Below are 14,067 nucleotides of genomic sequence, written 5' to 3' on the forward strand. Positions count from 1 at the left end.
AAACTTATAAAAAACCTAGGGGGAGGCAAATTCATTGTCGTTACTACCCCAATAAACAAATGAAAAAACTAACCAAAAGGATTAGATCACTCAAATCAAAAATAGAGGATCGTTCTTACGAGCCCCTTGAAGCAATAAAACTTGTCAAAGAAAATGCAAACGCAAAATTTGACGAAACAATTGAGGCTCACATTAGATTAGGAATCGATCCAAAGTACACAGATCAACAACTAAGAACAACTGTTGTACTTCCAAAGGGAACTGGTCAGAAGGTTCGAATAGCAGTAGTAACAAGAGGAGAAAAAGTCGCTGAAGCAAAAGCCTCTGGTGCTGACTTGGCTGGAGAGGAGGAGCTCGTAGAAGCAATTAATAAAGGGGAGATGAATTTTGATCTCCTAATTTCTACGCCCGATATGATGCCAAAAGTTGCAAAACTTGGAAGAGTCCTGGGTCCTAGAGGACTAATGCCAAACCCAAAGGCTGGAACAGTTACAACAGATTTGGCTAATGCAATCAAAGAATTCAAAGCTGGAAAACTTGAATTTAGAGCAGATAAAGCAGGAATTGTTCATGTGCGTTTTGGAAAAGCAAGTTTCTCAGAGGAAAATCTACTTGAAAATCTAAAAACTCTACAAGAAAGTATTGATCGCAATAAGCCCAGTGGAGCTAAAGGTCGTTATTGGAGAAGTTTATTCATAACATCCACCATGGGGCCATCAGTTGAAGTGGATTTCAGCCAACTTCAAGACATCAAACAAGATCAGTAATCTTTCTGATATATTATTAGCACGATAAGCTTAGGGCTTTTGCTCTGCCAAAGACAGCAGGTCTGATATGTCGGCTAAATGCCACATTTTTATAAATCCTGCCGAGGTAATCGCAAAGATTTTTCCATTTGGATTGAATCGACAGCGCTCTCGTCTCAATATGAGAAGTTATGGCTGCTTGTCCATTCAACCTCCCCTGATTCAATCCAATTATTATGGGACGCTCCCTTGAGAGCAAAAAAGAAATAGTTGATGAACTGAAAGGTCTTCTTAATGATGCTGAACTCGCATTAGTAGTCGACTACAAGGGTCTTTCAATTAAAGATATCTCTGACTTGAGATCGCGTTTGCACTCAAAAAGTGGTATCTGCAAGGTTACAAAAAATACCTTGATGAGGAAGGCTATTGATGGAAGTTCTGAATGGTCACATCTCAACGGCCTTCTAACTGGAACAAATGCTTTTGTTTTAGTTAAAGGAGATATTGGAGGTGCTCTTAAAGAACTTCAAGCGTTTCAAAAAGAAACTCAAAAATCACTAACTAAAGGTGGAATTTTTGAGGGCAAACTTTTATCTCAAGATGAAATAAAAGCTATTGCCAGTTTGCCAAGCAAAGAAGCACTTATTGCTCAAATTGCCGGTGCACTAAACGCTGTATCAACAAAACTTGCCGTCGCTATCAACGAAGTTCCTTCTGGTTTAGCAAGATCACTCAATCAGCATGCAACTTCCAGCGAAAGCTGACAAACTTTTTTGACTCCATTTTCATCCATTAATCGCTGAACTTAAAATCATGTCTACCAAAACCGACGAAATTCTCGAATCCTTAAAGTCCCTCTCTTTGATTGAGGCCTCTGAGCTTGTAAAACAAATTGAGGATGCTTTTGGTGTTTCTGCTGCTGCATCAGCTGGTGTAGTTATGGCAGCTCCCGGTGCAGCTGCTGGTGGAGACGCAGGTGCAGCAGCTGAAGAAAAAACTGAATTTGATGTTGTCTTGGATAGTTTCGAAGCATCTGCAAAAATCAAAGTTCTCAAAGAAGTCAGAAATGCTACTGGTTTGGGCCTTGGAGATGCAAAAGCTATGGTTGAAGCAGCACCAAAAACCATAAAAGAGGGTATGGCAAAAGAGGAAGCAGAAGCCCTTAAAAAGGCTATTGAAGCCGTGGGTGGCAAAGTAACTTTAAAGTAAAACTTTAAAAACACTTTAGAAAAAAATAGCCGGTCAAAAGACCGGCTATTTTTTTAACATGACAATGACAAAAAAGAAGGTAATTTCAGCTGCCACTGATGGCGCTTGCAGTGGCAATCCAGGCCCGGGAGGCTGGGGAGCTCTAATTCGCTTTGATGACGGTAGTATCGAGGAATTTGGAGGATTTTCCTCTGAAACAACAAATAACAGAATGGAATTATCCGCAGCATTGGAAGTTTTAAAAAGACTAAAAAATCTATCAATTCAAGAAAATCTAAAAATAAGAACCGACAGTAAGTACTTAATTGAAGGATTCACAAAATGGATAATTGGATGGAAAAAAAAAGGATGGAAAACTGCATCCGGAAAATCCGTGCTTAATCAAGACTTGTGGTTAAAACTTGATGCAGCTCGAATTAATGGCGTAAGTCTTCAATACGTTAAGGGCCATAGCGGAGATATTGATAATGATCGCGTGGATGCGATAGCGGTGGGATTTTCAAAAGGTAAAGACATAACCATAAATTGCAAAAATTGTTAGTATGAAGTCAAATTCTCAAATAAAAAATAGTAAAATAGAGGATTTATATAAGAATTTTTGTGGCTCTATTTTAAGTAAGGATGAAGGAATTGATGCAGAAATATTATCTGAATTAGCGTTATTTTCCCTCGCAAAATTATCAATTTACAGAAAATTCCCTTTATTTTCGAAGATACTAGATAATTTAAAAAAAGAATTATGTTTTACCGACAGTAGATTACAACAAAATATTTTTGGATGTTATTTTAAAAACCCTATTGGTCTTGCTGCTGGTTTCGATAAAAATGCATCAGCAGCAGCGATATGGGATAACTTTGGCTTTGGTTTTGCTGAGCTAGGTACAGTAACTTTTCATCCGCAAGCGGGCAACCAACGTCCAAGATTATTCCGCTTAGCAAAAGAAAAGGCCGCTCTTAATAGAATGGGTTTTAATAATATTGGTGCAAAAAAAGTAAAAGAGTCAATCTTAAGTCAAAAACTTTTAAAACCTAATAAAAGGCATATGACACTTGGTTTAAATTTTGGTAAATCTAAAATTACTAAACTAGAAGAAGCTATTGATGACTATTCCGCTTCATTAGAAATTCTTGCTGAGGAAGCTAATTATGTAGTAATAAATATAAGCTCACCAAATACACCTGGACTAAGAGAATTACAAAATACAAAAGAACTTAGAAAATTAATAAGTAAACTTAAATCTGTGAGATATTGTCCCCCATTACTGATAAAAATTGCACCCGATCTTTACGATAAAGAAATAATTGATATTGCAAAACTAGCAGAAATTGAAGAAATATCTGGCATTATTGCAGTTAATACAAGTATCAAAAGATTGGGTCTAGAGAAAAGAGTTTTAAAACAAAGCAATCTATCGCTTGAGGATGAGAAAGGTGGATTGAGTGGTGACCCTTTGTGTCAAAGAGCAAATGAGGTAATCAATGTTTTATACAACGTGAATCCTCAAATGCCATTAGTTGGAGTAGGCGGTATCAGAACACCTAAGTCAGCATGGGAGAGGATTACATCAGGGGCCTCTCTTATCCAACTTTATACAGGCTGGATATATGAGGGGCCAACTTTAGTACCAAGAATTCTTCAAGAGTTTTCTAGTCAACTCGATAAACATGGCTTTAATACAATCACTGAGGCAGTTGGGAGCAAGGCGCCTTGGATATAAAGCCCTGAAATTTATATGTCACTGAAAAGATACCAACATGGTGGAAATTTGGAACTTGAGGCAAAACGACTTGGATTTATTCCCAGTCAAGTCTTAGATGCAAGTGCTTCAATAGTTCCCTTCTCTCCTCCCTTAATAATTATAAAAAGCATTGAAAAATCACTGAAATCACGTGTGATTAGTTCGTATCCTGACCGTTCGCATTATGCTCTTAAAACATCAATTGCAGCTTGGCATAATATCGATCCAGATATGATTCTGCCTGGGAATGGAGCGTCTGAACTTATTACATGGGCAGCAAGAGAGGCTTCATCTATTGGTACGAGTGCTATTCCAGCTCCGTGTTTTTCTGATTATGAGAGAGCTCTGAAATGTTGGGAAGGTAAGTTTAACTATGCTGCTTTGCAATTGAGTTGGCATGATCAAATCCCACAAGCTTTTCCTATTAATTCCGCAGCTAAAGTTATATGGATAACAAATCCACACAACCCAACTGGCCAACTTTGGGATAAGAAATCACTAGAGGCTCTATTAGAAAAACATGAACTTGTTATCTGTGATGAGGCCTTTCTACCTTTAACTCCAAATGGAGAATTGCAATCTTTAGTACCATTAGTCAATCAATATCAAAATTTAATTGTTATTAGAAGTCTCACAAAACTCTTTGCTATTGCGGGTTTAAGATTGGGTTATGTAGTTGGATCTGAATCAAGATTGAAAAAATGGGAAAAATGGCGAGACCCTTGGCCTATTAATGGATTGGCAATTGAAGCTGGAAAAGCATTATTCAATAATCAAGAAAAATCTAAAAAATGGATTAAAAAAATTCATAACTGGATAAATATAGAGCGGCCTTGGCTTAGTAAACATTTAGGAAGTCTTAATGGAATAAAGGCACACCCAACTAGTACAAATTTTCAATTAATTGAGAGTAAATATCCACTTACTCAGATACGAGAGAAGCTTGAACACCAAAAAATACTTCTTAGAGATTGTCAATCATTTAAAAACCTTAACTCTAATTGGTTGAGGATTAGTCTTCAAAAAAGATCGGATAATAAAAAGATATTTATGTCATTGAAAAGAATCATTGAAGATAATTAAACAAGATATTAACAATCAATTCGGAAGAGTTTTTTACACCTAATTTACCAATATATTTTTTCATAGAAATTAAATTAGTTCGATCTTGATTTTCTAAACCTAATAAATTAACAACTATGTCTTTTAATCTATTACTTGAATAGTCCCTTTGATGGAATATTAAACCGCCACCATTCATAGCTACATATTGAGCGTTAATAAACTGATGATTATCTGAAGCATATGGAAAAGGAACAAAAATTGCTGGCGTTTTTGTTATTGCTAACTCACTTATTGTTCCTGCTCCTGCTCTACAAATTGCAAGATCTGTATGATAAAGCAATCCAGGGATATCATCAGAAAATTCCTTTACCACAAGATTAGGAGAATTAATTTCCGCACGATTATCATAATTTGCACCGGTAAGATGAACAATTCTACACCCTTTATTTAGCAAAAAAGGGATTAAATCTTTTACCATATAGTTTAAACCTATAGCTCCTTGACTGCCGCCAAAAATAGCAACTAATGGACCTGATCCAAGAGGCAACCAAATTGGATAATTCGGCTTTACTAAAAATGAATTACGAATAGGTATGCCTGTAAAAATAATATCTGAGCCTTTTAAAAATTTTTCAGCTGGTGGCAATCCAATCAAGACTTTATTACAAAGATTTCCAAGAATCCTTGTAACGCGGCCAGGGAATGCATTTGACTCATGTAGAACTACCTTAATTTTGCATAGTCTTGCCGCCAATATAGTTGGAGCTGCAATATAACCGCCTGTGGTAAAAATAAGTTCAATTTTCTCCTTTTTAATAATGTGAGAAATTTTGTTAATAGCAAAAATTGATTTTATTAATTGGAAAAACTTTTGAATTAAGTTCCCTTGCAATCCTGATAAAGTGATGGTTCTTAAATTATATTTAGATGGTACTATGGTATTTTCAAGTCTGTCTGGTACACCTAACCATATAACACGCCATGATTTTGGTAATGATTGTGCTATTGCTAAAGCAGGAAAAATATGTCCTCCAGTTCCACTAGCAGCTATCAAAAGGTTTGGCATAAAAATAAATCTTTCTATTGAAAACTATCGCCTCACATTAAATGAATAATTTTTTAAAATCCACTTTTGTTGCAATACTGATTGCTCTTGGATCAACTCTTTCTCCTGTATATTCAGAGAATACAGATATGAATATTTTTAGTAAAAAACTAGAATTTGCTATGAATAGAAATAATGATAGTAAACTTAAATCTTTTTTCAAAGATGATATTTTTTTAAATTTTATAAAAAAAAGAGAGTCATTTTTAAATAATTATTCATCTTTAAAATGGAAAATAATTCCAATCATAAATAATAAACACAAAAATAAAATAGTAAAAGTAATAATTAACGGGGAAAGAAAAATAGGGGATCAAATATTTGATTTATTTTCTGAAGAATTTATTAAATTAGATATGAGTAATAATAAGATCAATAATTTTGAAAGTTTAAGTTCTCGAGCCATTCTTAAAACGAAAGGTAGTCCATTGAAAATTAAACTTGCAATTCCTGAACAAGTACTTACTGGTTCAATTTATGATGTGGATATCATTTTGGAAAACCCCTTAGAAAAGAACTTTTTAGTGGGCGGAATAGTTGACACTAAAAATGAAATTCAAACCCTCAAAGCGAATCCTAAGATCGATATAATTCCATTGGGTGCTGGGGGCTTATTTAAATCAGTCCAAGCGCCAATGAAAGCAGGGAAACAATCACTAGCAGCATTGTTAATTCATCCTGAAGGAGTAGTTTCAATAACAAAAATTATCGACGTACAATAAATTAAAAATTAAATAAATATCTGAAAGTAAAACAGTTTTAAATTATAAAAATATTTTACGCATTATCTAGGGCTGCTACTCCTGGAAGTACTTTGCCCTCAAGAAGTTCAAGACTCGCGCCTCCACCAGTAGAAATGTGTGACATTTTGCCAGCCAAGCCAGCTTTTTCAACAGCTGCTACAGAATCGCCTCCACCAATTATGGTGCAACATCCTTTATCACTCAATTCAGCGAGAGTAGATGCAATTGAATTTGTTCCATTAGCAAACTTCTCAAATTCAAAAACACCCATTGGTCCATTCCAAATTATTGTTTGACAATCGGATAAAGCCTCCTGAAAAACTTTTATTGACTGTTTGCCTATATCTAATCCCATCCACCCCTCTGGAATCTCGGTTATTGAAACCTCTTTAGTTGATGCATCAGGCGCAAAATTATCTGCAAGAACAACATCCGTGGGTAAAAGCAACTGAACTCCTCTCGACTTAGCTTTAAGTTCAAGCTCTTTTGCAAGTTCTAATTTATCCTCCTCAACCAAACTCTTTCCCACATTTAAACCTCTTGCCTTAAAGAAAGTAAAAATCATTCCTCCACCAATCAAGATTTTGTCGCATTTATCTATCAATGATTCAAGAACACCTATTTTGCTGCTAACTTTTGAGCCTCCTACTATTGCTGCAAGTGGCCTTTTGGGATTATCAATAGCGCCTTGAAGATACTGAAGTTCTTTTTCCATTAAGTATCCAGCAACGCAGGGACTCAGATAATTTGTAACCCCCTGAGTGGAAGCATGAGCACGATGGGCAGCCCCAAATGCGTCATTTACATATAAATCGGCCATTGAGGCTAGTTCTTTAGCAAATTCATCGCCATTACTCTCTTCCCCCTCTTCAAAACGAACATTCTCCAGCAAAAGTACATCTCCGTTTGAGAGAGAATCGACTTTGTTTATTGCATCCTTACCAAAACACCTATCTGTTTTTAAAACAGTTTTACCTATCAGTTCTCCAAGTCTTTTTGCAACAGGAGTTAGCCTCATGGTCTCATTAACCTTGCCTTTTGGTCTGCCGAAATGAGCTGCAAGAAGAATCCTGGATCCTTTACCCATCAGATCTTTAATTGTTGGTAAAGCTGCTCTGATTCTTGTGTCATCAGTTATTTCACCCTTTTCATTAAGTGGAACATTGAAATCAACTCTCACAAGGACGCGTTTTCCGCATAAGTCCTCCGCTCCGAGACTTGAGAGGGAACGCTTTGCCATTTTTACTCTGAAACTAAAATCTGAGTGACAATACCTCGCTGCAGGCCTAATTAAAAGAATTTACGGACAGAAAAAGCATCTGGCTATTCAGCATATAAAGCCAAAACCAACCTATCTAATCAATCAATATCGTGTAATGGCAATATTTCTGACTAATGCGAAAATATTTTGGAATATATAAGAAATTGTTTGTATATTAACTAAACTTCACTTAAAAAGATTAATTCCAGCTCATCAAGAAAATCCCTACTAAACCAAATCATTCAAGTTAATGGTCGTCAGAATAATTATTATTGGAGATGGTTAAAAAATAAACAAATAAATTTTTTGATCAAGATGACTTTCAACTTACTTTCGTCTTGCCATGAATCATCCAATTATTCAATGGTATCCTGGACATATTGCAAAAGCGGAGAGAGAACTAGCCAAAAATTTAGAAAAAATTGACTTGGTTATCGAAGTCAGAGATGCACGAATACCTATTGCGACCTCCCATCCTCAAATTGGCCGCTGGACGAAAGGGAAAAAGCATCTACTCGTTATTAATAGAAGGGATATGATTAGTGAGGAAGCAATGAAAGACTGGGATAGATCGTTCAGAATAAAAGGTGACAGGCCATGGTGGTGTAATGCAAAATTAGGCACAGGCGTTAAACAAATCCAGGAGGCCGCTATAAATGCCGGTAAAGAAATCAATGACAGGAGACATTCAAGAGGTATGCGCACCAGGCCGATAAGAGCACTTACATTGGGATTCCCAAATGTTGGGAAGTCAGCATTGATAAATAGGCTAGTAAAAAAAAAAATAGTCGCAAGTTCAAGGAAAGCAGGGATTACACGATCACTTCGATGGGTAAGAGTTGGACAAGAGCTTGATTTACTTGATGCTCCTGGAGTTCTCCCACCAAAACTAGATGACCAAAAATCTGCATTACTTTTGGCATTATGCGACGATATTGGAGAAGCCGCTTATGACGTAGAAACAGTAGCGCTTCTCTTTTTGGAAATATTAATTAAAAAACCAGACTTACCTGACTTGACAAAAAAACATAAAAAAATTTTAGCCGAGAGATATTTAACCGAGCTGAATCAAAATAATTTCTCCCCGCATACTTGGTTACTAAAGGCAGCAGAGTTACATACCTCATCAAATACAAGAAGAATGGCGCAAAGAATCTTAGACGATTTTCGTAAATCATTATTAGGCCCGATTTCACTAGAATTACCTTAATTAATGAATAAAAATAATCCAATGCAAAATTTTGGAGAAGGTGAAGGGGAACTAATTACTCTTCATTATCAAAAACCTTTGCCAATGAGACTTGATAGATGGCTTGTAAGCCAAAGGTCTGAACAAAGTCGAGCACGAATACAAAAGTTTATCGAATCGGGTTTTGTCCTTGTTAATAACAATACAGGGAAAGCAAAGACACCCCTAAGAAATGGAGACATAGTTAAACTCTGGATGCCTCCACCCGAGGAATTACCATATCTTTTGCCAGAAAAAATAAAATTAAACGTAATCTTTGAGGATGATCATATTATAGTTATAAACAAAAATGCAGGTATAGCAGTTCATCCAGCACCTGGAAATAAGAGCGGAACATTAGTAAATGGCCTGTTGTACCATTGCAAGAATCTTCCAGGCATTGGAGGAAAGCTTCGGCCAGGAATTGTCCATCGACTAGATAAAGATACTACTGGATGTATTGTCATAGCCAAAAGTCAAGAATCATTAGTCAATTTACAAAAGCAGATTCAACAAAGGGTTGCCAAAAGAAAGTATATAGCTCTTATTCATGGAGTATTCTCAGGAGATAACGGCACAATTTTAGGAGATATTGGAAGACATCCAATCAACAGAAAAAAATATGCAGTTGTAAGTGATGGTATGGGTAGACATGCATGTACTCACTGGAAACTTATCGAACGCTTTAGAAACTATTCACTAGTTAGCTTTGAGCTGGATACAGGACGTACTCACCAAATAAGAGTTCATTGCGCTCACCAAGGAAATCCAATTTTAGGAGATCCACTTTATAGTAGATGCAAGAAAATTCCGGGGAACCTTGATGGGCAGGCGTTACATGCAATCAAATTAGGACTAATTCATCCCATAACTATGGAGAAAATGCTTTTTGAGGCTCCCCTACCACCAAAGCTTGAACGTCTTATCACCACACTCAGGCAAACTAGTTGAAATTTATAACATCAATTTTGGTGAGGCATTTAACAATTTCTTTGTTTCTTTATTCAGAGGATGTGAAAAAATATTTTGACTTAAACCTTGTTCGACTATTTTTCCGTTATGCATCACAAGAATTCGATCACAAAAACTTTTAGCCACCAGCAGATCATGAGTTATGAATAAAATTGCGAGTCTAAGTTGTTTTTGCAAACTTTTTAGTAGGTTAAGTATCTCAACTTGCACTTGAATATCAAGCATACTGATACTTTCATCACAAATTAAAACCTTGGGTTTTAAGGCTAAAGCTCTTGCAATAGCAACTCTTTGTTGCTGCCCACCAGATAATTGAAAGGGATATTTTTGCATGAAGTCATCTGACTGAGGTAAACCTACCTGAATCAGTAAATTTTTAATTTCTCCTACAATATCTTTTTTTTGAATTAAATTATGAATGCGTAAAGGATCAGCTATCGCATCAAAAATTGACATATTAGGATTGAAGCAAGCTTGAGGATCCTGAAAAACCATTTGAATCATTTTTCGATTTTTATGAAAAAACAACCCAGATGAATCAAAAAGATTTTTTCCATTGATTTTTATTTCTCCACCTCTTATTGGTGTTAAACCAACTATAGCTCTACATAACGAACTTTTTCCACAGCCTGATGCTCCTACAATGCCAAGCATTTCCCCCTTCATAAGTTCAAAGCTTATATCATCAACTGCTTTGAACCATTTTGATTTCCAAAGAAAGGTTGGCGACGCATACCAACATCTTAAATTTTGGACTTCTAGTGCAAGCTCAAGACTCTGAGAGAATTTCTTTGTATTTTTCTCCTTAGCTCTACAAGCAGCAATGAGTTTTTTCCCTGGTAATGATTGTGGATTCCTAATGATATTTTCACTCGTCGATTCCTCAACAATCACACCTGAATCGAGAATGGCCATGCGTTCACACCATTTGGAGGCCATCGCCAAATCATGGGTAATCAACAATAAGGATGTGCCAAATTCATCACAAAGGTCGTTTAACACACTCATGATTTGATTTGCAATATGAACATCCAAACTCGTCGTTGGTTCATCAGCAATTATTAATTTTGGATTTAATGAAATTGCCAATGCAATTCCTATACGTTGACGCATTCCACCACTAAATTCATGAGGGTACGAGTTAAAGCGTGATGAATTAATTCCAACCAAATTGAGTAAATCATAGGCTCTATGCCTTTTCCAATTTTCACTTTTATCAGCTCTTTGACAATTTAGAGTATCCAGCAAATGATCTCCAATAGTCATAAGAGGATTTAGTCGAGTCATCGGATCTTGAAAAACAAATCCCACAGATTCACCTCTTATTTTTCTTAAAGCTGCCTTACTAATACTTTTTGATGATTGACCTGCAACAAAAATTTCTCCTTCACATATAGCCTTACAGGGAAATAACTGAAGAATGGTCCTTGCTAATGTACTCTTCCCACAACCTGACTTACCTATTAATGCGAACTTATCCCCTTGATTAATCTGCAGGTTAATACCATTCAAAATCCATTCAGATTGATTAATATATTTCATTCTCAATTTTTCAATTTTTAAAATTTCTTTTGAAGAATTGATCATGTGTGTAGCAAGTATTGGTGAGGCTGAATAATATAAAATTAAGCAAATTAATTGGTCGAATGATTAACGCCCTATCACTAGGCAATTCGACTCAGGCGCAAAAGTTGTGTGATCCATCATTTGTATGTGAACCTCAACTTAGAACTAATCCAATAAATAGCACTAAAGATTATGAAATTCCACTCCCAAACTGGCTAGAGAAATGTATTACTGAGAATCCACCAGGAATGGGAGATTCATGTCCACTTAATTCGAACTCACTGTTAGCATTAGCTTTTGACCTGGCATACAGACAACACGAAGGGCAATTTAGAGCTAGCGGAGAGCCTTATATTACGCACCCGTTAGCTGTTGCTGATCTTTTACGTGAGATTGGAGCAACGCCTAGTGTCATTGCAGCTGGTTTTTTGCATGATGTTGTTGAGGATACCGACATCAGTCCAGCCAAGCTTGAGGGATATTTTGGGAGCGAAGTTAGAGAGCTAGTTGAGGGTGTTACAAAATTAGGCGGAATCCATTTTACTAATCGTACCGAAGCGCAAGCTGAAAATCTCAGAAAAATGTTTTTGGCGATGGCAAGTGATATTCGAGTAGTGCTAGTTAAACTCGCTGACAGATTGCACAATATGCGGACTATTGAATGGCTAAGTAAGGATAAACAGCAGAGGATAGCTCAAGAAACTCGTGAAATTTATGCGCCGCTTGCAAATAGACTTGGTATTGGAAGATTCAAATGGGAGCTTGAAGACCTATCATTTAAGTTACTTGAACCTAGTTCATATAGAGAGATTCAAGAAGCTGTCTCTACAAAAAGAAGTAAGCGAGAGGAGAGACTTTCACAAACAATTGAATCATTAAAAAAACAACTAAAGTTTGTGGGATTAAACAATTGTGAAATTAGTGGGAGGCCAAAGCATCTTTTTGGTATTTGGAGCAAAATGCAACGACAACAAAAAGTTTTCCATGAGATATATGATGTTGCAGCACTTCGAATTATCGTTCCAAAAGTCGAATCTTGTTATCGTGCTCTAGCTGTGGTACATGACACTTTTAAGCCAATACCTGGGAGATTTAAAGATTATATTGGCCTTCCAAAACCTAATGGCTATCAGTCACTTCATACTGTAGTTATTGGTCGACATAGACCTATTGAGGTGCAAATAAGAACACCAGAAATGCATGAAGTTGCTGAGTTTGGTATTGCAGCTCACTGGAAATATAAGGAAGGAGGGTCTCCAGTAGGTAGTAGTGCAGATAGGTTCAATTGGCTTCATCAATTAATTGAATGGCAAAAGGAAAGTGTCAATAATGACCACAATGACTACTTAGCATCTATCAAAGAAGATTTATTTGGTGAAGAGGTTTTTGTTTTCACTCCTAATGCTGATGTTGTGGGATTAAGGAAGGGATCTACAGCAATTGATTTTGCTTACCGAATCCACTCTGAAGTCGGTAATCATTGCCATGGAGTAAAAATCAACGATAGACTATGTACTCTATCGACACCTTTAAATAATGGCGATTTTATTGAGATATTAACTAGCAAAAATGCTCATCCAAGTCTTGATTGGTTAAATTTTGTAGTAACACCTAGCGCTAGAAATAGAATAAGACAGTGGTATAAAAAAAGTCATCGAGAAGAAACCATTCTTAGAGGTAGAGAATTATTAGAGAAAGAACTTGGAAGAGAGGGATTAGAAAGTTTGCTTAAAAGTGAATCGATGGCAACGGTGGCTGAAAAATGTAACCTTAAAACTACAGATGATCTTTTAGCTTCACTAGGCTTTGGAGGGGTAACTCTTCATCAAATTTTAAATCGATTACATGAAGATATTCATATTGAAGATGTCAAATCAAAAGAACAATTAAGTAATGAAGATATGGCTCAAAGGATTAGTGTTAATTCAAGTTCATCACAATTAAAAAGGCCATCAATCAATACATGCCCAATTATTGGAATTGAAGGTCTGAATTATCGAATAGGTGGTTGCTGTACGCCACTTCCTGGAGAATCTATTGTAGGAACAATTGCTTTAGGCAACCATGGAATCACCATACATAGAGATGATTGTCTTAATGTTGAACAAATCCCAAAAGAGAGAAGATTATCTGTACTTTGGAATAATGATTCAAATCTTGGTAATGAAAAATTTGAAGTTCAATTAAGAATTGAAGTAATCGATAGAGTAGGTGTTTTAAAAGATATTTTAATGCGACTCTCAGATAGTCAAATTAATGTTAGTGATGCCCGTGTACAAACAACCCTGAACAAACCTGCTTGCATTGATCTAACAGTAGAACTAAAAAGTTCAAGTCAATTAAAAGCAACAATGGCTCAAATAAAGTCAATGGCAGATGTTCTTGACATAGCCAGAACAAATAGGGTCTGAGTTGATTGAGTTATTCTTTTTA

General features: G+C 36.1%; 13 protein-coding genes. 10 read left to right on the plus strand and 3 right to left on the minus strand.

What is annotated here, in order from left to right; genetic code table 11:
• Positions 1–59 precede the first annotated feature (59 nt).
• The 6 genes from rplA (at position 60) to AC6EJA_RS05355 (ending at position 4,777) form a co-directional block, all read left to right on the plus strand.
• The gene (rplA, locus tag AC6EJA_RS05330) at positions 60–767 is read left to right on the plus strand and encodes a 50S ribosomal protein L1 (RefSeq protein ID WP_498501628.1); all 708 of its coding nucleotides are present in this window, start codon (positions 60–62) and stop codon (positions 765–767) included.
• A 215-nt stretch (positions 768–982) separates the two neighbouring features.
• Positions 983–1,510, plus strand: coding sequence for a 50S ribosomal protein L10 (rplJ, locus tag AC6EJA_RS05335; RefSeq protein ID WP_498501629.1), 528 nt, complete (start codon positions 983–985; stop codon positions 1,508–1,510).
• Positions 1,511–1,559: 49 nt separating this feature from the next.
• Entirely contained in the window at positions 1,560–1,955 is a 396-nt protein-coding gene (gene rplL, locus AC6EJA_RS05340) for a 50S ribosomal protein L7/L12 (RefSeq protein WP_498501630.1), read from the plus strand.
• Between the two features lie 58 nt (positions 1,956–2,013).
• Positions 2,014–2,496 carry a ribonuclease H family protein gene (locus tag AC6EJA_RS05345; RefSeq protein WP_498501631.1) on the plus strand — a complete coding sequence of 161 codons (483 nt, stop codon included), beginning with the start codon at positions 2,014–2,016 and terminating at the stop codon, positions 2,494–2,496.
• 1 nt (position 2,497) lies between these two features.
• Positions 2,498–3,673 carry a quinone-dependent dihydroorotate dehydrogenase gene (locus tag AC6EJA_RS05350; protein WP_498501632.1) on the plus strand — a complete coding sequence of 392 codons (1,176 nt, stop codon included), beginning with the start codon at positions 2,498–2,500 and terminating at the stop codon, positions 3,671–3,673.
• A 15-nt stretch (positions 3,674–3,688) separates the two neighbouring features.
• Positions 3,689–4,777, plus strand: coding sequence for a pyridoxal phosphate-dependent aminotransferase (locus tag AC6EJA_RS05355; protein ID WP_498501633.1), 1,089 nt, complete (start codon positions 3,689–3,691; stop codon positions 4,775–4,777).
• On the opposite strand, the gene AC6EJA_RS05360 is transcribed toward AC6EJA_RS05355, so the two are convergent.
• Positions 4,761–5,825 carry a UDP-N-acetylglucosamine--N-acetylmuramyl-(pentapeptide) pyrophosphoryl-undecaprenol N-acetylglucosamine transferase gene (locus AC6EJA_RS05360; protein WP_498501634.1) on the minus strand — a complete coding sequence of 355 codons (1,065 nt, stop codon included), beginning with the start codon at positions 5,823–5,825 and terminating at the stop codon, positions 4,761–4,763. The two genes, AC6EJA_RS05355 and AC6EJA_RS05360, sit on opposite strands and share 17 nt — an antisense overlap.
• Positions 5,826–5,866: 41 nt before the next feature.
• Between AC6EJA_RS05360 and AC6EJA_RS05365 the strand changes: the two genes are divergently transcribed.
• Positions 5,867–6,586, plus strand: coding sequence for a DUF8623 domain-containing protein (locus tag AC6EJA_RS05365; protein ID WP_498501635.1), 720 nt, complete (start codon positions 5,867–5,869; stop codon positions 6,584–6,586).
• 55 nt (positions 6,587–6,641) lie between these two features.
• On the opposite strand, the gene AC6EJA_RS05370 is transcribed toward AC6EJA_RS05365, so the two are convergent.
• On the minus strand, positions 6,642–7,847 hold the full coding sequence (locus tag AC6EJA_RS05370; RefSeq protein WP_498501637.1) for a phosphoglycerate kinase: 1,206 nt from the start codon (positions 7,845–7,847) through the stop codon (positions 6,642–6,644).
• 364 nt (positions 7,848–8,211) lie between these two features.
• Here AC6EJA_RS05370 and ylqF point away from each other — a divergent pair, with 364 nt between their 5' ends.
• Positions 8,212–9,078, plus strand: coding sequence for a ribosome biogenesis GTPase YlqF (ylqF, locus tag AC6EJA_RS05375; RefSeq protein ID WP_498501638.1), 867 nt, complete (start codon positions 8,212–8,214; stop codon positions 9,076–9,078).
• A 3-nt stretch (positions 9,079–9,081) separates the two neighbouring features.
• Positions 9,082–10,047 (plus strand): RluA family pseudouridine synthase, encoded by a 966-nt coding sequence (locus AC6EJA_RS05380; protein ID WP_498501639.1) that lies wholly within the window; start codon positions 9,082–9,084, stop codon positions 10,045–10,047.
• A 3-nt stretch (positions 10,048–10,050) separates the two neighbouring features.
• On the opposite strand, the gene AC6EJA_RS05385 is transcribed toward AC6EJA_RS05380, so the two are convergent.
• The gene (locus AC6EJA_RS05385) at positions 10,051–11,655 is read right to left on the minus strand and encodes an ABC transporter ATP-binding protein (protein WP_498501640.1); all 1,605 of its coding nucleotides are present in this window, start codon (positions 11,653–11,655) and stop codon (positions 10,051–10,053) included.
• 59 nt (positions 11,656–11,714) lie between these two features.
• Here AC6EJA_RS05385 and AC6EJA_RS05390 point away from each other — a divergent pair, with 59 nt between their 5' ends.
• On the plus strand, positions 11,715–14,045 hold the full coding sequence (locus tag AC6EJA_RS05390) for a RelA/SpoT family protein (protein WP_498501642.1): 2,331 nt from the start codon (positions 11,715–11,717) through the stop codon (positions 14,043–14,045).
• The last annotated feature ends 22 nt before the right edge of the window (positions 14,046–14,067 follow it).

Source organism: Prochlorococcus sp. MIT2309 (assembly GCF_059772305.1).

What these genes read in the sequence shown, in the direction of transcription:
- AC6EJA_RS05390 (WP_498501642.1), top strand. Translation starts at nt 11,715, where the DNA reads ATGATTAACGCCCTATCACTAGGCAATTCGACTCAGGCGCAAAAGTTG.
- rplL (WP_498501630.1), top strand. Translation starts at nt 1,560, where the DNA reads ATGTCTACCAAAACCGACGAAATTCTCGAATCCTTAAAGTCCCTCTCT.
- AC6EJA_RS05385 (WP_498501640.1), bottom strand. Translation starts at nt 11,655, where the DNA reads ATGATCAATTCTTCAAAAGAAATTTTAAAAATTGAAAAATTGAGAATG.
- AC6EJA_RS05355 (WP_498501633.1), top strand. Translation starts at nt 3,689, where the DNA reads ATGTCACTGAAAAGATACCAACATGGTGGAAATTTGGAACTTGAGGCA.
- AC6EJA_RS05350 (WP_498501632.1), top strand. Translation starts at nt 2,498, where the DNA reads ATGAAGTCAAATTCTCAAATAAAAAATAGTAAAATAGAGGATTTATAT.
- AC6EJA_RS05380 (WP_498501639.1), top strand. Translation starts at nt 9,082, where the DNA reads ATGAATAAAAATAATCCAATGCAAAATTTTGGAGAAGGTGAAGGGGAA.
- AC6EJA_RS05365 (WP_498501635.1), top strand. Translation starts at nt 5,867, where the DNA reads ATGAATAATTTTTTAAAATCCACTTTTGTTGCAATACTGATTGCTCTT.
- ylqF (WP_498501638.1), top strand. Translation starts at nt 8,212, where the DNA reads ATGAATCATCCAATTATTCAATGGTATCCTGGACATATTGCAAAAGCG.
- rplA (WP_498501628.1), top strand. Translation starts at nt 60, where the DNA reads ATGAAAAAACTAACCAAAAGGATTAGATCACTCAAATCAAAAATAGAG.
- AC6EJA_RS05370 (WP_498501637.1), bottom strand. Translation starts at nt 7,847, where the DNA reads ATGGCAAAGCGTTCCCTCTCAAGTCTCGGAGCGGAGGACTTATGCGGA.
- rplJ (WP_498501629.1), top strand. Translation starts at nt 983, where the DNA reads ATGGGACGCTCCCTTGAGAGCAAAAAAGAAATAGTTGATGAACTGAAA.
- AC6EJA_RS05345 (WP_498501631.1), top strand. Translation starts at nt 2,014, where the DNA reads ATGACAATGACAAAAAAGAAGGTAATTTCAGCTGCCACTGATGGCGCT.
- AC6EJA_RS05360 (WP_498501634.1), bottom strand. Translation starts at nt 5,825, where the DNA reads ATGCCAAACCTTTTGATAGCTGCTAGTGGAACTGGAGGACATATTTTT.